Source organism: Cellulomonas denverensis, assembly GCF_012396125.1.
GTDB classification, from domain to species: domain Bacteria; phylum Actinomycetota; class Actinomycetes; order Actinomycetales; family Cellulomonadaceae; genus Cellulomonas; species Cellulomonas denverensis.
Window position 1 is genome coordinate 287409 of record NZ_JAAXOX010000001.1, and the last position, 22151, is coordinate 309559.

Genomic DNA, 22151 nt, shown 5'->3' on the forward strand with positions numbered 1-22151 from the left:
CTCAATTCGCAGGTCAGCGGCACCCAACGCACCCCCGAACACCCGCGCGTCCGACCGGTCGCCCCCTACCGTTCCTCAGGTTCGTCCGAGGAGAGCAGGGGCAACGTCATGGGCGAGTTGGTACTGGACAGCACGCAGTTGCGTGCCACGGCACAGACATTCCGCGGGCTCGGCAGCGGTGAGTGGCGATCCTGCCCCTCGATCTCGCTCTGCGGTTCGGACGAGGTGATCGGCGCCTTCGTCCAGGCGTTCCTCACCCTCCGCGATCAGGAGGCCAACACCCTCACCGGCTGGACCAACCTCGCCACCCGTGCCGACGACTCGGTCGCCGCCCTCGAACAGGCGGACGCGGCACTGGCCGGGGCCGCCTCATGAGCCGCAGCGACCGGTTCCCCGACGCGGGCGACGTGCCCGGCTGCCGGGTCGCGGCCTGGGCACTGGAGGACGCGGCACAACAACTCGCCGAGCGCCGGACCTCGGCCGTCACGGCGGCCGGATCACTGACCGGCGATGTGTGGTCCGGACAGGCCGCGCAGGCCTTCCTGACCGCCGCCACCTCGGTCTCCGATACCGCCACGGCCACCGCCGAGGGCTGGCTCCGGCTCTCCCAGGCGATCGCCGGCTACGCCACGGCCCTGGAACAGCTCCAGGCCGAGGGCGACACGATCCGGCTCCGGCTCGACTCCGCCCAGGACCTGCGCACCGGCTACCAGCGCCAGCTCACCGCGGCCCAGGAGCAGGTGACCACCGGCAACGCGACCGCGGGCGGCTCGGTCGGGTCGCTGTCCTTCCTGGTCGCCGAGGCGCAGCAGTCGATCGACCGCGAACTGTCCGCCCTCGCCGACCTGGCCGACCAGCGCCGGGCCCTGGACGCCCGCACCGTGAACGAACTCCAGGGCACGCCCGGCCCCGGCGCCGCCGCCTGGGCCGGACTGGCCTACCGCCCCAACGGGTCCATCCGCCCGCCCGAGGACATCGTCGACGACCTGCTGGACCGGATCAACGACGCCGACGGCCGCACCGCCGAGGACTACGACCTGGTAGCCCGGTTCCTCGCCCAGTACTCCTCCGACCCGGACGTGATGGCTGCGTTCTACGCCGGTCTCGGGCCCGAGGGTCTCGCCGGCTTCATGGCCGAGTTCAGCACCGCCGGGGATTTGCACGGCGCCTTCCACGGCGGGGTCACCGCCGCCCAGCTGTCCGGTCTGCTCTGCACCGGATGGGTCACCGCCTCCCTGACCTGGGACACCGACACCGCCCGGCAATGGGGCGAGGGCCTGATCGACACCGCCGACGGCTACGCCCGGGGCCTGGTCGTGCCCTTCCTGCTCGCCGCCGACGGGCTCAACCCGCAGGTCGCCGTCGGCGCGTTCACCCGGGTCGAACAGCTGCGCACCGAGGACCCCGAGCGGTTCGCCCTGGTCACCCGCACCGGCGGCCTGCCGACCATCGACTTCCTCGGCTACACCCGCGCGGAGTTCGAGGCGGGCGTGCTCGCCGGTCTCGGCGGCGGTGGCCCGACGCTGATGGGCGCGATCTTCGGTCAGCTCGCCCGGGTCCCCGGTGAGGCACTCGGTCTGCTCGAGGGTGCGGCCGGGGCATTCTGGTTCGGGGAGTGGGACTGGAGCCCGGACGGGTTCGAGGGCCCGGCAGCGGTGATCCAGGCGATCGTGACCAGTCCGGAGGCGGTGGACGCCCGGGCGCAGGACCCGATGGGTGCCACCTGGGGCGGGATCGTCGACTTCGCCTCACAGGCCTTCGAGCGGCTCGGCGGGAACCTGCACCTCCAGGTCGGGGCGATGTCGCCCGAGGCGTCGCGGGACATCGCGCTGGCGATGGGGGTGTTCGTGCCTGAGGTGGTGAGCGGGATGGGCAACCTCGGCAGCTTCGAGGGCGACCGGATCACCGTGGAGGTTTTGATCGGTGGCGTCCTGGTCGAGGTCCCGGCTCTCGCGACCTCGCTCGGCAACCTGTCGCGCCTGCTGGGGATCGCGACCACCGACGTGTCTGCTGCCGCAGCCTTCGGCGGGCGGATCACGGACTACACCGACCGGGTGCTGACACACCTCACCGGTTCGGGGCACCCGAATGACACCACCGCCGAAAAGCTGCTCGCCGGTCTCGGCGGTCTGTACGGAATGACCTACGCCTCGGCTTCCGCGGAGGCCGGACATCACGCCGAGCTGATCGACGGCCAAGCCCGCGAGGAACTGGACTTCACCATGCGGCTGATCGGCGCGATCCCCGGGCTCAGCACCGGCACGGCAGCGGTGGACTGGCTGGCCCAGGTCGCCCTCGGCAACATCGACCTCCTGGCGGAAAGCCAGTGGAGCGCGCTGATGACTCCGGGCGAGCTGGCGGCGCTTCGCGAGTCGGGAATGGGCCAGGGCGAGTCCACCCTGTCCACCGCGATCACCGACAAGCTGACCGAGGCGTGGCCGCGCATCGACCCGCCCTACGGCACCACACTTGGGACCCTCACCAAGGCCACGACCGACGAGTACGGCGACAAGGCCACCGCCCTCAACGCCGGAGTCACCAGCTCGATGTACGACGTCCTGGTCATCAACGAGAACGGCGAGATCGAGGCACGCAACCGGGGAGACATGCCATGACCCGCCCCATGGTCCGATTGGTCGGCGTTGCTGTGGCTCTGTGCCTTTCCCTTTCCGCCTGCACCGGCGACCAGGAACCAGATCCCACCCCCACCGACACCGGCCCCTACCCGGCAGCCGACATCACACCCCTCACCCCCGAACTCCCCCCCGACACCCCCTACGAAGACCACCCGGCCGTGCAGACCCTCCGTACGACCATGGAGGTCGTCGCCTGGGCGAACCTGACCAACACCAGCCACTTCGCCCAGTTCACCCAGTACATCGACCCCGACGCGAACCTTGGAGTCATCGACCTCAACCCCCGCGCCGCCAGCTGGGAATGGGTCGCCCTCGGCCCGAGCCCGCGGCTCGTTCTGTCGGTCGACGACAACCCCGACGGGACCACGGTGGTCCACTCGTGCACCTACTCGTCCGAAGAGGTCAGCAAAGCCACCGGCGAACCCCGCGACAAGGCGGGCCTGTGGAGCTCGCTTCTGGTGGACACCACCCTGTCCCCCCTGACCGCGGACGAGATCGCCGAACTCGACGCCCTCGGCCTCGAAGCCCCCGCGATGCGCGTCCGCGGCTACCAGACCGTCACCGGCGACTGCGACGCCTCCACCGCCACCGCCCAACAGTTCGAGAACTGGCGCGAGCACGCCCCCATCGGCGACTACAACATCCCCAACCCCTACGACGTCACCATCATCGGCGAGGACGGGCAGCCCACCACGGTTCCCCGTGAGGACATGCCCTGACGCTCACCGCGCCGCGCGTGCCGCCAGCGCCGCCGCGTACAGCTCCCGCTTCGACACCCCCGCGGCCTGCGCCACGTCGGCCACCACGTCCTTGAGGCGTTCGCCGCCGTCGACCCGGGCGAGCACCTCGGCGACCAGGTCGGCCTCGGCGACCTCGACGGTGTCGGGGGCGCCGCCGACCACGACGGCGATCTCGCCGCGGACCTCGTGCCCGGTGGCCCAGGCGGTGAGCTCGGCGAGGGTGCCGCGGCGGACCTCCTCGTAGGTCTTGGTCAGTTCCCGGGCGACGGCGGCGGGACGGTCGTCGCCGAGGGCGGCGGTGAGGTCGGTGAGCATGGCGGCGAGCCGGTGCGGGGCCTCGAAGAAGATCATGGTGCGCGGTTCCCGGGCGAGGAGCGCGAAGCTGCGGGCCCGTTCGCCGGGTTTGCGGGGGGCGAAGCCCTCGAAGCAGAACCGGTCGGTGGGCAGGCCGGACAGCGCCAGGGCGGTGAGCACGGCGCTGGGGCCGGGGGCGGCGGTGACCGGGAGACCGGCCTGGACGGCGGCCGCGACCGCGCGGAAGCCGGGGTCGGAGACGGCTGGCATCCCGGCGTCGCTGACCACCAGGACGGTGGAGCCCGCGGCGACGGCGTCCAGCAGTTCGCCGACGGTGGCCTGCTCGTTGTGCTCGTGGTGGCTGAGCACCCGACCGCCGATCTCGACGCCGAGGCGGGCGGCGAGGGCACGCAGCCGGCGGGTGTCCTCGGCGGCGATCAGGTCGGCCTCGGCCAGCAGCCGGCGGAGCCGGGGGGAGGCGTCCTCGGCGTTGCCGATCGGGGTCGCCGCCAGGATGAGCCGGCCGGGGTTCTGGGGGTCCACCCGGTCAGCCTGCCACGCCCGGGTGCGGCCCAGTCCGTGGCCCTACGATGACCAGCGTGTCGCCGACCGAGGACCCGCATCCCCCCGTCGAGCCGGGCGCTCCCCGGCACCGGGATCCCGGCCCGGTCTGGCAGCCCATCGACTCCGGCGCGCTGCCGATCACGATCGCGGCGCCGGAACCCGATCCCGAGGACGCACTGCCCACCGCCGACCGGCTGCGCCTGGCCCTGATCGGCGCCCGGGGGTTGGCGCTGGACGCGACCCGGCGGGCCCGGCTGACCGGCTGGTTGTGGCCGCTGGCGGTCACGCTGCTGGCCGGGGTGCTGCGGTTCTGGCGGCTGGGCACCCCGCATGAGCTGGTGTTCGACGAGACGTACTACGTCAAGCAGGGCTGGTCGCTGTTCCAGCAGGGCTTCGAGGGCAAGTGGGCCGAGGGGGCGGACGCGCTGTTCGCCGCCGGCGACGGGTCGGCGCTGGGCAGCACCGCCGAGTACGTGGTGCACCCGCCGGTCGGCAAGTGGCTGATCGGGCTGGGCATCGAGCTCGGTGGCGGCATCGACTCCTCGGCAGCCTGGCGGCTGTCCTCGGCGGTGCTGGGCACGCTCGCGGTGCTGATGGTCGCCCGGATCGGCCGCCGGCTGTTCGGGTCCACCCTGCTCGGCACCCTGGCGGGGCTGCTGATGGCGGTGGACGGCGAGGCGATCGTGCACTCGCGCACCGGTCTGCTGGACAACACGGTGATGTTCTTCGCGCTGGCGGCGTTCGGCGCGCTGCTGCTGGACCGGGAGCAGGCCCGGAGGCGGCTGGCCGACCGCACCGCCGCGATCCTGGACTCGGGCGGAACGCTGGGCTGGGGGCCGGGTCTCGGGTGGCGGTGGTGGCGGTTCGCTGCGGCGGTGCTGCTGGGGCTGTGCATCGGGACCAAGTGGTCGGGGCTGTACTTCCTGGCCGTGTTCGGGCTGCTGACGGTCGCCTGGGACGCCACCGCCCGCCGCACGGTGGGGGTCCGGCCGTGGGCGCTGGCCGCCCTGGTCAAGGATGCGATCCCGGCCGGGTTCATCATGGTGCTGACCGCGGCCGGGACCTACCTGGGCACCTGGGCGTCCTGGTTCGCGCACCCCGGGTCCTACCTGCGGCAGTGGGCCGCCGAACACCCCGGCGAGGGCGTGACCTGGCTGCCGGACCCGCTGCGGTCGCTGTGGAAGTTCCACACCGACATGTGGCACTTCCACACCACGCTGACCAGCGAGCACACCTACGCCGCGCACCCGCTGGGCTGGATCGTGCAGTGGCGGCCGACGTCGTTCTACTACCCGAAGTCGGTGTCCACCCTGACCGGCGCCGACGCCCAGGCGGCCTGCGGTGCCGAGAAGTGTTCGCAGGCCATCACCTCACTGGGCAATCCGGTGATCTGGTGGTTGGGCGCGGTGGCGATCGTGGTGGCGGTGATCTGGCTGTTCCGGCACCGGGACTGGCGGGCGGCCGCGGTGCTGTCCGGAATCCTGGCGGGCTGGCTGCCCTGGTTCGCCTACGCGCACCGGACGATCTTCACCTTCTACTCGATCGCGTTCACCCCGTGGGTGGTGCTGACCCTGGTGTTCGTCCTGGGGCTGTTGATCCAGTCACCGGATCCCGCACAACGACGCCGCGGCACCGTCGTGACCGCGGCGGTGGTCACGACGGTGCTCGCGGTGAGCGCGTTCTTCTACCCGATCTGGACCGCGTGGGTGGTGCCCTACGACTTCTGGCACCTGCACATGTGGTTGCAGTCCTGGATCTGAGTCAGCTCTCCGGCCACTCCACCGGCTCGGCCGGGTGGAACACCAGCCCGCGCGACCGCCAGTCTGCGGCCTGGGCGGCCACCCGCTCGGCGTAGTCGTCCCAGTCCCGGCGGTCCGGCTCGGTCCAGGCCACCTCCGCCACCGCGGTCAGCCGGGGCAGCAGCATCGTGGTCAGCTCGTCCAGGGTGCGCAGGGTCTCGGTCCAGACCGCGGCCTCGACCCCGAGCACGGACTCGGCGGGCACCCCGTCGATCAGCTCGGTCGGCTCCCACTCGTACGAGGTGCGCAGCGGCACGAACCCGGCCCACTGCAGCCCGAGCGGGAAGCCCTCGTGGTACTTCATGTCCAGGTAGGCCTTCGACCCGGGCGACATGATGAACCGGGCGCCGGACCGGGCGGCCTCGGCGAAGAACGACAGGTCCTCCTTCGGCTCCCAGTACTGCACCACGGTGCCGGGCTCCAGCGGCACGGTGGCGATCTCCTGCCAGCCGATCACCTGCTTGCCGGCGTCCCGCACCGCCCTGGCGGCCATGTCGACCAGCCGGGCGTACTCCGGCTTCTCCATGGTCAGCACCTCGTCACCGCCGATGTGCAGGTAGTCGCCGGGGGTCAGCTCGGCCAGGTCGCGAAACACCTCGCGCAGGAACGGCTCGGTGGCGGGCAGGTCGGCGGTGAGCTTGCTGAAGCCGACCTCGATCCCGGTGTAGACCTCCGGTGCCTCACCGCTCGGGGTCAGCTCCGGGACGGCGTGCAGCGCGGCGTTCACGTGTCCGGGCACGTCGATCTCCGGCACGATCGTGATGCCACGGGCCGCGGCGAAGTCGACCAGTTCCCGGTACTCGGGGCCGGTGAGGTACCCGCCCGGGTCGCCGTCGACCGCGCTCTTGCCGGACCGGTCCACCAACTCCGGGCGGGACGGCAGGTCGATCCGCCAGCCCTGGTCGTCGGACAGGTGCAGGTGCAGCACGTTGAACTTGTAGTCCGCGAGCAGCTCGATCACCCGCTGGAGCTGCTCGGGGCCGAAGTAGTGCCGGGCGATGTCCAGGCTCAGCCCGCGCCAGCCGAACCGCGGGGCGTCGGCGATCCGGACCGCGGGGACCGGCGCGGTGTCCACACCGGGGCGCAGCAGCTGGCGCAGGGTGGCCAGGCCGTGCACCAGCCCGGGCAGGTCCGCCCCCTCGACCAGCACCCCGTCGGCGCCGGCGGTCAGGGTGTAGGACCCCGCCGCCCCACCGGGCGCCAGCCGGAACACCACGTCACCGGTGTCGGCCTGCGAGGCGGTCACCGGGCGGCCGGCGGCCTCGCCGAGCCGTGCCGCGGCCAGGTCGCCCAGCGCGGCCTCGGCCGGCGACGGTCCCATCGCCAGCGTGAGCTGCTCGCCCGGCACGAACGGGTCCCCGGTGAGCCACTCCACCGACTGCGGCAGCGGGACGAGAGCGATCGGTGCAGGCACGGTGCGGACCTCCTGGGCGCGGCGACGGTGAACGGACCCCTGTGTGCAGTCCAGTCTGCCGGTCACCGGCCCGAGCACGGTCCACGCCCCCGGCCGCGTCCTGCACCGCACGACCGGCCCGGCCGGATCCGTCGGCGCACCTCGCGGCCGGGTCCTGCACCGCACACACGACCGTCGGCCGCAGGCGAGCGGCGGTCAGCTCCGGGCCAGCGGCACCGGTTCCGGCTCGGTCGTGGCCAGCCGGCGGGCGATCACCGCGCAGGTGGCCAGCTGCAACTGGTGGAACACGATCACCGGCAGCGCGACCCCGGCGGCGGCGACCGGCCCGAACAGCACGCTCGCCATCGGCAGCCCGGTCGCCAGGCTCTTCTTGGACCCGCACATCAGCAGCGCGATCCGGTCCGGGCGGTTCAACCCCAGCCAGCGCCCGCCGGTCCAGGTCAGCGCCAGCATCACGGCCAGCAGCACGGCGCACACCACCAGCAGGACGATCAGCACGCCCACGGTCAGCCCGTCCCACACCCCGGAGGTCTCCGCCTCGGACACCGAGGAGTAGGCGACCAGCAGGATCGTGCCCCGGTCGGTGATCAGGGTGACGATCTTGTGCGATCGGATCCAGTGCCCGATCTTCGGCTGCACCAGCTGGCCGAGCACGAACGGCAGCAGCAGCTGCAGCAGGGTCGCCCCGGCCGACCCGCCCATCGGACCACCGGCCCGGGACATGATCAGCCCGACCAGCAGCGGGGTCAGCACGATGCCGAGCACGTTGGACACCGTCGCCCCGCAGATCGCGCCGGCCACGTTCCCGCGGGCGATCGAGGTGAACACCACCGAGGACTGGATCGTCGACGGCAGCAGCGACAGGTAGAGCAGCCCGGTCTGCAACTCGCTCGGCAGCACCGACTCGGGCAGGAACTGCACCGCCAGGCCCAGCACGGGGAACACCAGATAGGTCGCCGCGAGCATCCCGCCCTGCAACCGCCAGTTCCGCAGCCCGGCCCAGACCTCGCCGGTGGACATCCGGGCGCCGTACAGGAAGAACAGCAGGATGACGGCCACCGTGCTGACCCGGTCCACCCCGGTGGCCAGTGCCCCGGTCGCCGGGGCGAACAGTCCGAGCAGGAACACCGCGATGATCATCATGACCAGCGGGTCGACCCACTTCTTGACGGCGCTCCAGGTGCGGAGCCAACGGCCGGAGGGGGGCGTGGAGGGGGCGGGCACCGAGCCATCTTGCCACCGCCGCGGTGCCCACTTCCGGGCCGTCTCAGCGCCGCAGGTCGTAGCTCAGGTGGGCGAACTGGCCGAACCGCTGCACGTCCCGCAGCACCAACCGGTCCGGCCCGATCCGGCGCGGCAGCAGCGGCATCCCCCCGGGCAAGGTCGCCGGGGCGTAGGTCAGCTCCAGCCGGTCCAGCGCCCCCGCGTCGTCGAACTGCCCGGCCAGGTCACCCCCGCCGATCACCCACACGTCCCGGTCCCCCGCCGCCGCCCGGATTCCCGGCAGGGCGTCCGCCACCCCGCCCCGCACGAACCGCACGTCGGCCCCGGCGGGCACCGGCAGGTCGCGGGTGGTGAACACCACCATCGGCCGGTCGCCGTAGTAGGCGGGCCACTTGTCCGGGTTCGCGATCAGGTCCTCCTCGCGCAACACCCACTCGTAGGTGTGCGACCCGCTCACCAGCACCCCGATCCCGGACAGGAACGCCTCGTGATCCGGACCGGCGGAGTCCACGGCGAACAGCCAGGACAGCGAGTGCTGCTCGTCCGCGAGCTGCCCGGTCAGGGTGGTGGCGGTGTAGAAGACGACGCTGTTCATGCCGCCGACCGTACGTCGGGCCACCCACACGCCTCAGCGCAGGTCGAGGAACGCCGCCATCCCGCTGATCTCCAGCACCGACCGCACCGGCATCCCGGCTCCGACCACCCGCAGCGGTGCGACCCCCGCCCGCTGCCGGGCCAGCACCAGTGCACCGATCACCCCGAGCGCCGAGGAGTCCGCGAAGGTCACCTCGGTCATGTCGACCTCGTCCACCCCGTCCAGGGCCTGGGCCAGCCGCACCGGATCGTCATCGACCCCGAGCTCGCGGCGCAACGTGCTCACCACCGCCAGATCCACCTCGCCCGACATCACCAGCCGGTGCGGCGCGGCGTGGTCGGCCCGGATGAGTCCGGCGCCGTCACCGGCGGAAAGTGAGGTCATGGCGTCCAGTATCACCGATCGAATCGCCCGAGAACGACGAAAGCCCAGAACCTGAGGTTCCGGGCTTTCGCCTGCGGGTGGAGCTAGGGGGATTCGAACCCCCGACCTTCTCATTGCGAACGAGACGCGCTACCAACTGCGCCATAGCCCCGCGAAGCGGTGACCAGCTTAGCACCCGGGACGGGCACTCCACGACATGGTCCCGCTCACTGTCCCACGGCGCGACGACGGGCCAGCACCGCGTCCAGGTCGATCGACCCGGTGGGTTCCTCGGCGATCACCGGCGTCGCCGGGTCCGCGGCGCCGTCCACCCGGCGGGCGGCGGTGGCATCGGCGGCCTGCGGTGCGCGGGTCGTTCCGGGTGCCTGCGGCGCGACCTGGGCGGTGGCCTGGGCAGCCCCGTCCTCGGCCGTCGCGGCGGCGGTTCCACGGTCGGTGGCCGTCGCCGCGCGACCGGCGTCGGCAGTCGTGCCGCTCCCGGCAGGTGCGGCCCCGGCAGCGGCCGCAGCCCTGGTCGCCGTGGCGGGCGTCGCGGTGCCGGGCGTCGCCGTGCCGGGCGTCCCCGTGGCGGCGGCGGCTCTGGCCGAGGCGGCGACCGTGCGGTCCGCGGACGGCACCCGGGCGGGGCGCACCGCGGTGGACCCCTCCACCTCGCCGAGCGGGGCCGGCTCGCGGTGCGGGGCGCGCGGCTTGCTGGTGTAGGTCGGGCGCGGCACATCCACCGGCGACCAGGTGCCGTCGGCGTCGGTGACCTTCTTGCCGGTCCGGGCCGGGCGCTGGTCGACCCGCGGCATCGCCTGGGTGGCATCCACCGAGGCCCGGACCGCGTGACCCGGCGCGCCCATCCGGCCCGGGCGGGCGGTGCGGACCACCGGGGTGGCGGCCTCGGCGATCCGGTGCTGCCACTCGACCTCGGCGGCCTCTCCCTGCACCACGGCCCGGCGGCCGAGCACCAGGACGGTGCCGAGCAGAACGGTCGGGATCAGCGCGGCCAGCAGCGGCATCAGGCTGACCGCACCGACGATCCAGCCGGCGACGGTCAGCACGGTCAGGGAGGCGGCGAGCACGCCCCGGCGACGGGCGGCGGCGCCCCGGCGGGCGGTGGCGGCGGCGTAGGCGGCCTTGAGCTGCGCGACCTTGCGGGCAGCGTCGGCCCCCATGCCCTCCGCCGTGGTGTGCGGTCGGTCCATGTCGCGTCCCTCGTTCCCGATCGGGGCTCCGGTGCCCCGGTTGAGCAGGGCGGTCCTCTTCTGTGGCGACCCGCAGTCCGGACGGGCAGCCCGGGCGACGTCCGCGCGCAGCCGGTTCCGCGACCCCGCCGGGCCGCTGACGGCCAGCACCCGCAACGCCGCCGAGTACCTGTCCTCGGTCCGCGACTCGAGCAACTGCTGCCGGTGCCGCAGCTTGTGCGGCACCAGGTACGCGATCCACAGGGCGATCACCGCGAGGACGGCAGGCCCGGCGAATGCGTACACCCCCTGACGGTAGGTGGCGCACGCGCCGCTCCGCCGGATCGGTCACGGCGTGTCGAGGGCCGAATCACACCCGTGTAGTTCGCCCGGCATCGGGGCGGTGGGCGGTCCGGGCGCGGGCGGTCGGCGCCGATCGGCCCGGGTGCGAGGTACTGGGACCGCCGGGTCAGGCCTGGGTGTGCTGGGTCCGCCGCCAGCGTGCCAACAGCCCCGCGGGCACGTCCTCGGTGGTCAGTGCGAACGTCCGGTGGTCGCACCACTCGCCCTGGATGTGCAGGTAGCGCTCGCGCACCCCCTCGTCCCGGAACCCGAGCTTTTGCACCACCCGCAGCGACGGCGCGTTCTCCGGCCGGATGTTGATCTCCACCCGGTGCAGCCGCAGCGGCCCGAAGGCGTGGTCGGTGGCCATCGCGACGGCGGTGGGGATGATCCCGCGGCCCGCGACGTGCTGGGAGACCCAGTACCCGATCGAGGCCGAGTACAGCGACCCGTAGGTGATCCCGGAGACGGTGAGCTGGCCGACCAGGTCCCCGGCGTACTCCACCGCGAACGGCATCGCGTCGCCGGTCCGGGCCTGCCGGTCCAGGGTGCGCACGAACTGCCCGAACGTCGGCCGGCGACCGGTCATCGGCACCGGCGAGGTCGCATCCCAGCGGGCCAGCCAGGCGGCGTTCTGGGCCCGCAGCTGCATCCACACCGCCTCGTCCTGGCGGCGCAGCGGACGCAGCAGGATCTCGCCCTCGCGCAGCTCCACCGGCCACCCCCGGGGCGGCATCACCCCTCCAGCACCAGACAGGGCACGGCCTGCCCCGGCTCCACCGCGGTGTCCTGCTCGCCGACCACCGCGAGCGCGTTCGCCTGCGCCAGGCCGCCGATCGACCACTGGCCGGGGTCGCCGACCGGCGCCATCCGGTAGCCCTCGGTCGGGGAGCCGTACACCGCCACCGGCACGAACTGCCGGATCCCGGCGGGCGACGACCACCCCTGGTCCGCCACCGCCCGGACCGACGGCCGGAACAGGTCGGTGTGCCCCGCCATCGCCCGCAGCGCGGGCCGGACGAACAGCTCGAAGCCGACCATCGACGCCACCGGGTGGCCGGGCAGCGCGAAGAACGGCACCGCACCGCCCCCGCCGCCCACCGTGCCGAAGCCCTGCCGGAACCCCGGGGTCATCGCCACCTGGTCGAACCGAACGGTGCCGAGCGGGGCCATCACGTCCGCCAGGGTGTCCTGCGCGTACTCCGACAGCCCGCCGGTGGTGACCATGACGTCGGCGCGGACCAGCTGGTCCTCCAGCGCCTCGCGCAGCAGCGCCCGGTCGTCGGAGACCACCCCGACCCGCACCGGCGTGGCCCCGGTGTCCCGGACCGCCACCTCCAGCGCGTGCCCGGCGGACTCGTACACCCCGCCGTCCCGGGCCGGGGCGCCGGGCTCCATCAGCTCCGAACCGATCGAGACGATCACGACCCGGGGCGCCGGGTGCACCCGCAGCCGGCGGCGACCCAGGGCTGCCGCGACCGCGAGCTGGCGCGCCCCGAGCCGGATGCCACCGGCCAGTGCGACCTGGCCGGCCGGGACGTCGATCGCGGTCGGGCGGATGTGCTCGCCGGGCTCTGGGATCCGGCGCAGGGTGACCCGGACGTCGCCACGATCGGTGTCGTCGGCCGCCACCACCGCGTCCGCCCCGGTGGGGACCGGACCACCGGAGGCGATCCGCACCGCCTGACCGGGAGCCAGCCGCAACACCGCGGGCGCACCGGCCGGCACGTCGTGCACCACCGGCAGCACCACGGCCGCGTCCGGGTCCAGCCCGCGCAGGTCGGCGGTGGCGACTGCGTACCCGTCACAGGCCGCCAGCGGGGTCGCGGGCACGTCCACCGGTGCGCGCAGGTCCTCGGCCAGGATCGTGCCGGAGGCGTCGGTGAGCACCACGTCGAGTGGTGCCACCGGACCCACCGCGGCGAGCACGGCGGCCAACTGATCCTGGACGGTTCTCATGAGCGCATTCTGCACGCCCCGGCGGGCACGACCGGGTCAGCCGCGCAGGCCGTCCACGTACTCGACCAGCCAGCCGCGGAAGTCCGGCCCGAGATCCTCCCGGTCCACCGCCAGCCGCACGGTCGCCTTGAGGTAGTCCAGCCGGTCGCCGGTGTCGTAGCGCCGACCGCGGAAGACCACGCCGTACACGCCGCCACCCTGCTCGGCGGGCATGGTCGCCAGCTCCGCCAGGGCGTCGGTGAGCTGGATCTCCCCGCCCCGGCCGGGCTCGGTGCGCCGCAGCACGTCGAAGGCCGCCGAGCTGAGCACGTACCGGCCGATCACCGCCAGGTTGCTCGGCGCCTCGTCCACCGGGGGCTTCTCCACCAGTCCGGTCACCCGCACCTGGTCCGGGTCGTCGCCACCCTCGATCGGCTCCGCCTCGGCGACCCCGTACAGCGAGATCTGGGCCGGGTCGACCTCCAGCAGGGCGATCACCGATCCACCGGTGCGCTGCTGCAGTTCGATCATGGTCGGCAGCAGCGGGTCGCGGGCGTCGATCAGGTCGTCGCCCAGCAGCACCGCGAAGGGCTCGTCGCCCACGTGGTCGGCGGCCTGCAGCACCGCGTGCCCGAGGCCCTTGGGCTCACCCTGCCGGACGAAGTGCACGTGGCCCAGGTCGGTGGACCGGCGGACCGCGTCCAGCCGGGCCTGGTCGCCCTTCTTCTCCAGCGCGCGCTCGACCTCGGGTGCGGAGTCGAAGTGGTCCTCGATCGAGCCCTTGTTCCGGCCGGTGATGATCAGCACGTCGTCCAGACCTGCGGCGGAGGCCTCTTCCACCACGTACTGGATCGCCGGCTGGTCGACGACCGGGAGCATCTCCTTCGGGGTCGCCTTGGTCGCGGGGAGGAACCGGGTACCGAGCCCGGCCGCGGGAATGACTGCCTTGTGGATCGCCATGACCGGAGGCTAACGGCACACCATTGGTCCTGCCTCGTCAATCGAATGTTTGCGACACTGGACACATGTGCGCCGCTGCTCAGCCCTATCCGCCTGCCTCGGGGGGCGGGGACATCACGGACACCAAGGACGAGTTCCGGGCGATGTTGCGGGCGGCCCGCCAGCACAGCACCGCCCGTCAGCGCGCCGAGGCCGCCGCCGCCCTGGCCGAGGTCGTCGGCACCCTGCCCGGTCTGGACCGTGCCCGCTGCGTCGCCGCCTACAGCGCCCGGCCGTCCGAGCCGGACACCACCGCCGTCCTGGAGTTGCTGGCCGCCCGCGGGATCGAGGTGCTGCTGCCGGTGCTCGGCGCCGGGCTGGCCCGCGAGTGGGCGACCTATGCCGGACCCGACGACCTGGTGCAGCGCGCGCCCGGCCGCCCGCCGGAGCCCGGCACCCCCTCGCTCGGCGCCGAGGCGCTGTCCCGCGCGGACCTGATCCTCGCGCCGGCGCTGGCGGTCGACACCTCCGGCACCCGGCTCGGCCAGGGCGGCGGCTGGTACGACCGCGCCCTGCAGCACGCCCGGCCCGGGGTGCCCGTGATCGCGCTGGTCTTCCCGGACGAGGTCTACGACGCCACCACCCGGCCGCTGCCCCGGGAGACCCACGACCGGGCGGTCGACATGGTCGCCACCCCCGAGGGCTGGCGACCGCTGCCGCACTGATCGGAGCCACTGGACGGGGGCGCGTATCATTGGCACTCGGACGCCGGGAGTGCCAGCCCCGGCCAGTTGATCCCCCGGGAGACGAGCAGTGCCCACCTACGCCTACACCTGCACCGAGTGCGGCCACTCCTTCGACATCCACCAGTCGTTCAGCGACGACGCGCTGACCGAATGCCCGAACTGCGGCGGCAAGCTGCGCAAGCTGTTCTCCAGCGTGGGCGTGGTGTTCAAGGGCTCCGGCTTCTACCGCACCGACTCGCGCTCGGGCTCGACGTCCAGCAGCGCCCCGGCCAAGTCCGGTGGCAACAGCACGACCGGGACGTCGAGCAGCAGCAGCTCCACCAGCAGCACGTCCACGACGAGCAGCACCAGCACGCCGAGCACCGGGTCGAGCAGCAGCTCGGCCACCAGCGCACCGGCCGCCGGCTGACCCCCGCCCGGGAACCCGGGCCCGTCATCTGTCCACAGCCCCTGCGGACCTCTCCTGGTCCCCAGGGGCTGTGTGCTGCGCCCCCGCGGGCAGTGCCGCCGACCTAGCGTCCCGGCATGCCACGCCCCAGCTTCGCCCCGACCGTCGCACCCGGTGCTGTGCGGCCGAGCCACCGCGAGACGCCCTGTTCTGCGCCGCCCATCCGCCGCGAGCCGCCGCTCGGACACGCGACGGCCGCCGGGTACTCACGAGGCTCCAGCACCAGGCCGGGCCCGGGCCGCCGCCCGCCGGGCGGTCCGGACCGTCGCCCGGCCAGCGGACGACACCTGGCGCTGCGGTTGACCCTGTGGCGGCTCCGGCGACCGGCCGCGGCCGTGTGCGCCGCGCTCGCCGCGTTCCTCGCACTCCAGGTACTGCGCTCCCCCGGCCCACCGACCGCAGCCGTCATGGTGGCCGCCCGCGACCTCCCCGCCGGGAACACGCTGACCGCCGGAGACCTCACCCTGCGCGCCCTGCCCCGGTCGGCCGTGCCGGAGGGCAGCGCCGAGGACGCCTCCGGACTGGTCGGCTCCCGCACCGCCGTCGCGGTCCCGGCCGGCCTCCCCCTGGTCCCCGGGCTGCTCACCGACAGCACTGCCACCGGCCCGCCGGGCACCGTGGTGGTCCCGGTCCGGTTCGCCGACGACTCCACCGCAGCTCTGCTCACCCCGGGCCGCCGGATCGACGTGGTCAGCGCCCCACTCGGCGGCAAGCCACACACCGTCGCCACCGGCGCCCTGGTGCTCACCGCCGCCGACCCGGGCAGCACCGGCGGCCTGCTCGGCGGCTCCGACCCCGCGACCGGGCCCCTGCTGCTCGCCGTCGACCCGGCAGACGCCGTCGGGCTCAGCGCCGCCAGCGCCTCCACCGGCCTGTCGGCGATCCTCGTGGAATGATGCGAACAAATGCCGCGAAACGATCAGAGCGAGGGGCCGATGAGCGAGGCAGTGAACAAGAGCCTGCGGGCTGCGGGTGACCGGGCCAAGGGGCTGGCCGCGGTGTTCCAGGGATTCAAGGACTTCATCTCCCGGGGCAACGCGATCGAACTCGCGGTCGGCGTCGTCATCGGCGCGGCCTTCGGCTCCGTGGTCACCGCGATCCAGAACGGCCTGATCGCCCCCCTGATCGCGATGATCTTCGGCAAGCCGGACATCTCCAGCCTCTGGGTCATCTCCGGCCGCAACGACGCCGAGATCAACGTGGGCATGATCCTCAACGCCCTGCTGCAGTTCCTGATCACCGCGGCCGCGATCTACTTCATCATCGTGCTGCCGTTGAACAAGCTCGCCGAGCGCCGCAAGAAGGGTGTGGAGGCCGAGCCCGCCCGGCCGTCCGAGGACATCCTGCTGCTCCAGGAGATCCGCGACCTGCTCGCCGCCCAGTCCAGCACCGCGCTGCGCGCCGACACCAACCAGCCGCCCGCCCCCGGCACCCCCGAGGCCCCCGGCAGCCCCGAGGCCCGCGGTGGCTCCGGGGCGCACCGCCTCTAGCCGTCCGGGCCGTCCGGGCCGCCCGAGCCGTCCGAGCCGTCCGGGCCGCCCGAGCCGTCCGGGCCGTCCGGGCGGTCCGGGCCGTCCGGGGATCTCACCGCAGCGGCCGCAGTGCCGCCGGCGGTGGGATGATCGTGCCGTGACCGAGCCCGCCACCCCCGACCAGCAACCGCCGCGACCCCGGCGGCACCGCCGGGTGGTGCGAGTCGGTGGCGAGGACGCCGGCCCGGTCACCCCGCGGCGCAGCGCCGACGACTCCGACACCGGCTGGGGCGACCGGCCCGCCGACAGCAACGACGACCGCCTGATCCGGGACGTGCCGCCGCACTGGGGCTGACCGCCGGCGTGCCGGCGCCACCGCGAGCAGACAGCCGCTGCACCCGCGTCCTGCCGGAGCGCACCTGGCGTCACCCGCGCGCGGACCGAGCACAGCCGCGACCGGACGCATCCACCAGCCATGGCTGCCCGGGCCAACTCCAGGCGCGCGCACCGGCTGAACCGGCGCGGCGGCGGCGCGTGCCCTCCGACCGCAGGCCCGACGCGGGTCAGCCGAGCGCGCGCCGGACCGCCGCCGACACCACCGCGTCCACCCGCGCGCCACGACGGGTCACGCCGAGCTCCAGCCGGAGTTCGGCGGCGAGCTGCGACTCGGTGCGCTCGACGCCGTCGGCCATCATCCAGGCGACCAGTTCGTCCAGTTGGTCGTCGGAGTACGCGCTGATCGGCAGGCCGGGCCGGACATCCGGCCGCGGGCCGGGGGCGTCACCGGGCATCGCCTTCGGGATCACCGGGATCGCACCGGTCATGGCGGCCGCGGCCTCCATCACCCCGGGGATGTCCGCCGCGACCAGCGGCAGGGTCCCGGTGCGCGGACGGGCGGGGTCGTCGTCCAGCAGCGGGACGGCCCGCGGCGTGCCGGTCTCGTCGGTCCGGGTGGTCTCGGCGCCGGACGGCTCGGGGGTGGCGCCGGGGGTCTCGAAGCCGGGCACGGTCCAGGTCGGTGCGGTCATCGCGGGCGGCTCACCGTCGCGAGCACCACCACCGACCGGCAGACCGGCGTCGGTGGGCAGGCCGATCACCGACAGTGCACCGGTGGAGGGGGCGGGCTCCAGGTCGGCGGCGGGCACCACCGGCACGTCGCCGAGCAGCGACATCGAGCGCTGGCGGTCGGCCCGGGCGCGCTCCACCTCGCGGTCGGCGACCGCGTGCACGGCGCGGCGGATCCGGTCCACCTCGGCGTCGGGGTCGATGAACGCGGCGACCGACCAGACCCGGACCACGCTCCAGCCCAGCCGTTCCAGACGCTCGGGGACCTGGCGGTCGCGCACCCGGACGCTCGGTTCGCGGACGTAGGAGTCGTCGTCGGTGAGCACGGCCACCAGCAGGCGACCGGGCAGGTCGGGGTGGCCGACCGCCATCGGCAGCCGCAGGCCACCGGGCAGGCCGTAGTCGAGTTCGACCACCAGGCCGTGCCGCCAGAGGCGCTCGGCCAGGTCGACCACCAGCCGGTCGGTGACGGTCGGCTCGTCCTGCCCGGCACCGTCGACGGTGCTGGCGGTGACGGAGTCGGGGCGCGAGCCGGACTCGGCGGACGAGGCGGCGGCACCGGTGACCGGGGCGTCCGAACTCGGGTGCACCCCACCACCGGTCGGGGCGGTGGCATCGGTCCGGGCCGTGGCATCGGAGGCGGAGCCCGCACCAGCGGCCGAGGTCCCGGCACCGGAGGCGTCACCGGCAGTCGAGGCCCCGGCACCATCGGCCGCGTCGGCACCGGACTCGTCGGCGTCGCCCGCCTCCCCGGCGGCCTGGCGGGCCATGTCGGCCAGCAGATCGGGGTCCCCGGCGGCGCGGCGCTCGGCGAAGGACAGAAGGTCGGCGTACAGCTGCGGTCCGGCGCCGCGCAGGCGGTGCGGGTCGAGCTGGTCGGCGGTCAGGCAGCTCACCACGTCCAGCCGGTGCCGGGTGACACCGAGCGCGGCGAGCAGCAGGCCGTCGCCGCCCTCGTCACTGATCGGCCCGAAGCGGTGCAACACCCGGCCGTGCGGCGTGCGGCCGAAGCCGAAGGACAGCACCACCGCGTCCCGGCGCAGCCCGGCGATCGAGGTCAGGTCGGTGACCACGAAGGGTTCGGGCCGCCCGGCGTCCAGTGCCGCGGCCAATGCGGGGTTGCCGCGAACCTGGGACAGCACGGCCTCCCGGATCTGGGCGGTGTGCAGCGGCGAGGCGGTGATGACCGCCAGCGACTCCTCCGGCCGGTTGAAGGCGTGGTCGGCGACCAGCTCGACCACCCGGTCGACCTCGGCGCGGGTGCTCTGCACGGTGCCGGAGTCGTCGGGCATGCCGGTGCCGTCCACCGGGTGGAAGCCGACCGCGGCGGCCTCGGTGGGCAGCGGGGTCGGGCTGAGCACCCCGGCGTAGCCGTGCCCGGCCAGGAACGCGGTCAGGTACGGGTCGCGGCGGGAACCGTCGGCGTGCAGCGCCACCCGGGGCAGCACCGCAGCGAGTTCGGTGACCGCGGACCCGGAGGCGCAGCGCGGGTCGCCGATCACGACCACCTGGCGACCACGGGCCAGCGCGGGCAGCAGCACCTCGACCGGCAGGTGGTCGGCGGCGTCCAGCACCACCAGGTCGACGGTGCGGGTGGCGGGCAGCACCTGCGGGACCAGCATCGGCGCGGCGGCCAGCACCGGGCGCAGCCGGCGGGCGACGTCGCCGTAGCGGCTCATCGCCTCCAGCAGCCCGCTGAACCGGTCCTCGACCAGCTCGCCGAACAGTGCCTCGGTCTGCTCCGGGTGCTGGTCCATCGCGTGCCGGGTGTGGGCGGCGGCGCGGGTGCGGACCGGCGCGGCCAGCGACTCGATCTGGGCGTGGTCCAGCTGCCGGTACTCGGCGACCAGGCGGCCGAGGCTGCGGCCGTCGTACCCGGCCAGCGCCGGGTCGGCGGTGATGATCTGCTCGAAGACGGTGCTCCACCAGGCCAGGTCGAGCTCCGGGCCGACCAGCCAGGCGGGCACCCGCCGGTCGGCGAGGTCGTAGAGCAGCGGTTCGAGGCCGGCGGCGCGCAGGTCGCGCACCAGGCGGCTGCGCTCGGGCACGGCGGGCAGGGCGTCGGCCCCGGCCAGCAGCCGCTCGATCCGCTCGGCGACCTGCCGCACCGGGGTGGCGACCAGCTCGCCGCCCTCGGGGGTGCCGGCCAGCACCGGTGCCAGGGCGTCCAGGTCGGCCCGCACCTGCTGGTACTCGGCCTCGATCTGCGCCATCCCGGCGGGCAGCTGCGGCCAGCCACCGGCGGCGCAGTGCCGGCGCCAGACCTCGCGCTGGTGCTGGGCGTTGGCCAGGGCGGCGTGCAGGTCGTCGACGTGCCGACCCGGGCGCAACAGGTCCTTGGCCTGCTTCTTCAACCGGCGGCGCAGCCAGAAGCCCATCGGCTGGTCGTGCTCGGTCCGCCACGCCTTGGTCGCGGTGGCGGCGACCAGGTCGGCCACGCTGCGCTCGAAGACGATCGGCTGGAAGTCGTCCAGGGTGCCGCGGACCCCCGCGAGCACGGTGAGCTGCTCACCCCAGCCCTGCACGGAGGTGGCCGGGGCGAAGCCGGTGGCCTCGGCGACCTCGGCGATCCGGCGCTGCAACAGGGCCAGACCGTCCGGTCCGGCCAGCCGGCGCACCCGCTCCAGGGTCTGGTCGGCCTGCTGGGCGGTGTCCAGCGCGGCGCCGTACCAGGGGGTGTCGACCGGGCGCAGGGTGAAGGCGCCCACCTCGGCGGCGGCGCGCAGCGACTCGGCCAGCGCGGCGCGGCGCTCGGCGGTCAGCTCCCGTGCGACGGCCGGGTCGAGCCGGACCGTGGTGCTCGGGGTCGGACGGGCGGCGGTCAGCGCGGCCAGTGCCTGGAAGGCGTCGTAGGCGGAGACCCCCCACGGCTCGCGGGCGACGTGCAGCCCGGACAGGTAACCCCGCAGTCGCTCGCGGTGCGCGACCAGCGACGACCGCAGGGCGGCGGTCCGTGCCGGGTCGCCCGGGTCGGCCTCCAGGGTCATCGCGCCAAGCAACCGCCGTCCGGCCGCCGAGCGCCAGCCCGCGTCCGGGGCGATGTCCAGCAGGACGTCCCCGACGCCCAACCGGTCCAGCCGCTCGGCCAGCGCGATCGCGGCGCGGCGGTGCCCGGGCACGTAGAGCACGGTGCGGCCGTCGGCGGCGGCATCGGCGACCAGGGCGGCCACGGTGCCGGTGACATCACTGTCGGCGGGCGCGTCGACGAAGGCGTGCGCGCCGGTGGCGACCACGTCCAGCACGTGCTGCTGCGCCGGGTCCAGGTCACCCACCCCGCGCTCGGCGGACGGATCCCGGTCGCCGGGCACCGGGTCGGGCAGCACCGGCTGCACCAGCCCGTCGCCCGCACCGGCCAGCGCGGCGACCAGCTCGTGCCGGTCCAGCCCGGCGGACAGCCGGTCCAGGTCGTCGACCAGCACCTGTCCGGGGTGGACGAAGGTGCCCGCCACGATCCGGTCGGTGAGCTGGAAGTCCTCCAGCACGGCGGCGCCGAGCGACCCCAACCGGTTCAGGGCCTCCTGCGGGTCGAAGCCGCTGCCGGTGAACGCGCTGCGGGCGACTGCACCCGGGTCGAGCAGGGCGCCGCGGCCGCGCAGCGCCCGGGCCAGCACCGGGTTGACCTCCAGCGAGGGCTCCAGGCTCAGCTCGTAGTCGCTCTCCGCGGTGCCCCGGGCCTGCAGGGTGACCGGGCGCAGCAGCACCGGTGCGCGGACGGTCCGGCCCACCGGCTGCTCGTCGCGCTGCTCGGGCTCGGACCGGCCGGCCCGGGTCGCGGTGGCCAGCGCGGCGACATCGTCCGTGGCGGTGTCCGGCGTGGTCCGCTCGGTCCAGCTCGCCAGCCCGATCGCCAGGTAGGTCGGCGCGATGCCGTACTGCTGGGCGTAGGTGGCGGCCCGGGCGGACACGGCCCGGGCGCGGCGGCGGGCGGAGCCGAGGGCGGCGTCCTCCCGGACCAGGTTCGACAGCCGGGTCGGCCGCCCGGCGAACAACTGGGCGATGCCCGAGGGGTGCGCGACCGTGAGGTCGAGCGCGGCGTCCCCGAGCAGGCCGACGTCGGCCAGGGTGGAGCCACCGGCGGCCTCGACCAGAGCCGATCTCCAGTCCGCCACCGACTGCGCCACCAGCTCGGCGGCAGAGGGCTGCTCGACTTCCTCGACCGGGGCGGGACGGGTCACGTCGCCGGCCTCCGGCTGCTCGTTGCGGCGCGCGGGGACATTCACCCTGGAACGCTAACCGGGCGGGCTGCCGGTGACTCGGCGGCGCGCCGCTGTCCCGGGTGATCATGCGGAAGTTGGCCGGGGATTCGCGGTCTTTGTCCCCATTCCGGCGGCTGCCGAGCGACGATGCTCGAGGCGAGGGCCGGGGAGTCTGAGGACAGTGCG

General features: G+C 74.2%; 19 protein-coding genes, 1 tRNA gene and 1 pseudogene. 9 read left to right on the forward strand and 12 right to left on the reverse strand.

Annotated features, from left to right (window positions below; all coding sequences use genetic code 11):
• The first annotated feature begins 108 nt into the window (after positions 1–108).
• From HGA03_RS01310 to HGA03_RS01320, 3 genes are read left to right on the forward strand one after another with little or no spacing between them, the layout of a single operon-like run.
• Positions 109–375: a hypothetical protein gene (locus HGA03_RS01310; RefSeq protein WP_168628409.1), complete on the forward strand. Its 267-nt coding sequence runs from the start codon at positions 109–111 to the stop codon at positions 373–375.
• Complete coding sequence (locus tag HGA03_RS01315) at positions 372–2615, forward strand: hypothetical protein (protein WP_168628410.1); 2244 nt, start codon at positions 372–374, stop codon at positions 2613–2615. Before HGA03_RS01310 ends, HGA03_RS01315 begins: the two co-directional genes overlap by 4 nt.
• A complete protein-coding gene (locus HGA03_RS01320) occupies positions 2612–3355 on the forward strand; it encodes a hypothetical protein (RefSeq protein WP_168628411.1) in 744 nt (247 codons plus the stop codon). Before HGA03_RS01315 ends, HGA03_RS01320 begins: the two co-directional genes overlap by 4 nt.
• 3 nt (positions 3356–3358) lie before the next feature.
• Here the strand turns inward: HGA03_RS01320 and rsmI are convergent, their stop codons facing one another.
• The gene (gene rsmI, locus HGA03_RS01325; protein ID WP_168628412.1) at positions 3359–4213 is read right to left on the reverse strand and encodes a 16S rRNA (cytidine(1402)-2'-O)-methyltransferase; all 855 of its coding nucleotides are present in this window, start codon (positions 4211–4213) and stop codon (positions 3359–3361) included.
• A gap of 47 nt (positions 4214–4260) precedes the next feature.
• Between rsmI and HGA03_RS01330 the strand changes: the two genes are divergently transcribed.
• Positions 4261–5994, forward strand: a complete 1734-nt coding sequence (locus HGA03_RS01330) for a dolichyl-phosphate-mannose--protein mannosyltransferase (protein WP_168628413.1) — start codon at positions 4261–4263, stop codon at positions 5992–5994.
• A 1-nt stretch (position 5995) separates the two neighbouring features.
• Here HGA03_RS01330 and HGA03_RS01335 read toward each other — a convergent pair whose 3' ends face one another.
• From HGA03_RS01335 to galU, 9 genes are all read right to left on the reverse strand, one after another.
• Complete coding sequence (locus HGA03_RS01335; protein WP_239073482.1) at positions 5996–7447, reverse strand: family 20 glycosylhydrolase; 1452 nt, start codon at positions 7445–7447, stop codon at positions 5996–5998.
• Positions 7448–7642: 195 nt separating this feature from the next.
• Entirely contained in the window at positions 7643–8671 is a 1029-nt protein-coding gene (locus HGA03_RS01340) for a bile acid:sodium symporter family protein (protein ID WP_239073483.1), read from the reverse strand.
• A 43-nt stretch (positions 8672–8714) separates the two neighbouring features.
• Complete coding sequence (locus HGA03_RS01345) at positions 8715–9266, reverse strand: dihydrofolate reductase family protein (protein ID WP_168628414.1); 552 nt, start codon at positions 9264–9266, stop codon at positions 8715–8717.
• A 33-nt stretch (positions 9267–9299) separates the two neighbouring features.
• Positions 9300–9650, reverse strand: a complete 351-nt coding sequence (locus HGA03_RS01350; protein WP_168628415.1) for an STAS domain-containing protein — start codon at positions 9648–9650, stop codon at positions 9300–9302.
• 78 nt (positions 9651–9728) lie between these two features.
• Positions 9729–9801, reverse strand: a tRNA-Ala gene (locus HGA03_RS01355).
• Between the two features lie 55 nt (positions 9802–9856).
• A complete protein-coding gene (locus HGA03_RS01360; RefSeq protein ID WP_168628416.1) occupies positions 9857–11125 on the reverse strand; it encodes a hypothetical protein in 1269 nt (422 codons plus the stop codon).
• Positions 11126–11288: 163 nt separating this feature from the next.
• Positions 11289–11897 carry a GNAT family N-acetyltransferase gene (locus tag HGA03_RS01365; protein ID WP_168628417.1) on the reverse strand — a complete coding sequence of 203 codons (609 nt, stop codon included), beginning with the start codon at positions 11895–11897 and terminating at the stop codon, positions 11289–11291.
• Complete coding sequence (locus tag HGA03_RS01370) at positions 11897–13120, reverse strand: molybdopterin molybdotransferase MoeA (RefSeq protein WP_168628418.1); 1224 nt, start codon at positions 13118–13120, stop codon at positions 11897–11899. The genes HGA03_RS01365 and HGA03_RS01370 overlap by 1 nt, the downstream gene beginning before the upstream one ends.
• Positions 13121–13156: 36 nt before the next feature.
• The gene (galU, locus tag HGA03_RS01375) at positions 13157–14059 is read right to left on the reverse strand and encodes a UTP--glucose-1-phosphate uridylyltransferase GalU (protein ID WP_168628419.1); all 903 of its coding nucleotides are present in this window, start codon (positions 14057–14059) and stop codon (positions 13157–13159) included.
• Between the two features lie 65 nt (positions 14060–14124).
• Here galU and HGA03_RS01380 point away from each other — a divergent pair, with 65 nt between their 5' ends.
• Positions 14125–14763, forward strand: coding sequence for a 5-formyltetrahydrofolate cyclo-ligase (locus tag HGA03_RS01380; protein WP_168628420.1), 639 nt, complete (start codon positions 14125–14127; stop codon positions 14761–14763).
• 88 nt (positions 14764–14851) lie between these two features.
• A pseudogene (locus HGA03_RS19510) lies at positions 14852–14944 on the forward strand (FmdB family zinc ribbon protein); the annotation flags it as partial.
• 62 nt (positions 14945–15006) lie between these two features.
• Here HGA03_RS19510 and HGA03_RS19515 read toward each other — a convergent pair.
• Positions 15007–15171 (reverse strand): hypothetical protein, encoded by a 165-nt coding sequence (locus HGA03_RS19515; RefSeq protein WP_308439737.1) that lies wholly within the window; start codon positions 15169–15171, stop codon positions 15007–15009.
• A gap of 468 nt (positions 15172–15639) precedes the next feature.
• On the opposite strand from HGA03_RS19515, the gene HGA03_RS01390 reads away from it, so the two are divergent.
• The 3 genes from HGA03_RS01390 to HGA03_RS01400 all read left to right on the forward strand — a co-directional run bounded on the left by HGA03_RS01390 (position 15640) and on the right by HGA03_RS01400 (position 17059).
• The gene (locus HGA03_RS01390; RefSeq protein WP_168628422.1) at positions 15640–16128 is read left to right on the forward strand and encodes an SAF domain-containing protein; all 489 of its coding nucleotides are present in this window, start codon (positions 15640–15642) and stop codon (positions 16126–16128) included.
• Between the two features lie 39 nt (positions 16129–16167).
• Positions 16168–16722: a large conductance mechanosensitive channel protein MscL gene (gene mscL, locus HGA03_RS01395; protein ID WP_168628423.1), complete on the forward strand. Its 555-nt coding sequence runs from the start codon at positions 16168–16170 to the stop codon at positions 16720–16722.
• Positions 16723–16861: 139 nt separating this feature from the next.
• A complete protein-coding gene (locus HGA03_RS01400) occupies positions 16862–17059 on the forward strand; it encodes a hypothetical protein (protein WP_168628424.1) in 198 nt (65 codons plus the stop codon).
• Between the two features lie 208 nt (positions 17060–17267).
• Here the strand turns inward: HGA03_RS01400 and HGA03_RS19520 are convergent, their stop codons facing one another.
• On the reverse strand, positions 17268–21989 hold the full coding sequence (locus HGA03_RS19520) for a hypothetical protein (protein ID WP_239073484.1): 4722 nt from the start codon (positions 21987–21989) through the stop codon (positions 17268–17270).
• Positions 21990–22151 lie beyond the last annotated feature (162 nt).

What these genes read in the sequence shown, in the direction of transcription:
- HGA03_RS01310 (WP_168628409.1), top strand. Translation starts at nt 109, where the DNA reads ATGGGCGAGTTGGTACTGGACAGCACGCAGTTGCGTGCCACGGCACAG.
- HGA03_RS01315 (WP_168628410.1), top strand. Translation starts at nt 372, where the DNA reads ATGAGCCGCAGCGACCGGTTCCCCGACGCGGGCGACGTGCCCGGCTGC.
- HGA03_RS01320 (WP_168628411.1), top strand. Translation starts at nt 2,612, where the DNA reads ATGACCCGCCCCATGGTCCGATTGGTCGGCGTTGCTGTGGCTCTGTGC.
- HGA03_RS01330 (WP_168628413.1), top strand. Translation starts at nt 4,261, where the DNA reads ATGACCAGCGTGTCGCCGACCGAGGACCCGCATCCCCCCGTCGAGCCG.
- HGA03_RS01345 (WP_168628414.1), bottom strand. Translation starts at nt 9,266, where the DNA reads ATGAACAGCGTCGTCTTCTACACCGCCACCACCCTGACCGGGCAGCTC.
- HGA03_RS01350 (WP_168628415.1), bottom strand. Translation starts at nt 9,650, where the DNA reads ATGACCTCACTTTCCGCCGGTGACGGCGCCGGACTCATCCGGGCCGAC.
- HGA03_RS01365 (WP_168628417.1), bottom strand. Translation starts at nt 11,897, where the DNA reads ATGCCGCCCCGGGGGTGGCCGGTGGAGCTGCGCGAGGGCGAGATCCTG.
- HGA03_RS01370 (WP_168628418.1), bottom strand. Translation starts at nt 13,120, where the DNA reads ATGAGAACCGTCCAGGATCAGTTGGCCGCCGTGCTCGCCGCGGTGGGT.
- galU (WP_168628419.1), bottom strand. Translation starts at nt 14,059, where the DNA reads ATGGCGATCCACAAGGCAGTCATTCCCGCGGCCGGGCTCGGTACCCGG.
- HGA03_RS01380 (WP_168628420.1), top strand. Translation starts at nt 14,125, where the DNA reads ATGTGCGCCGCTGCTCAGCCCTATCCGCCTGCCTCGGGGGGCGGGGAC.
- HGA03_RS01390 (WP_168628422.1), top strand. Translation starts at nt 15,640, where the DNA reads ATGGTGGCCGCCCGCGACCTCCCCGCCGGGAACACGCTGACCGCCGGA.
- mscL (WP_168628423.1), top strand. Translation starts at nt 16,168, where the DNA reads ATGAGCGAGGCAGTGAACAAGAGCCTGCGGGCTGCGGGTGACCGGGCC.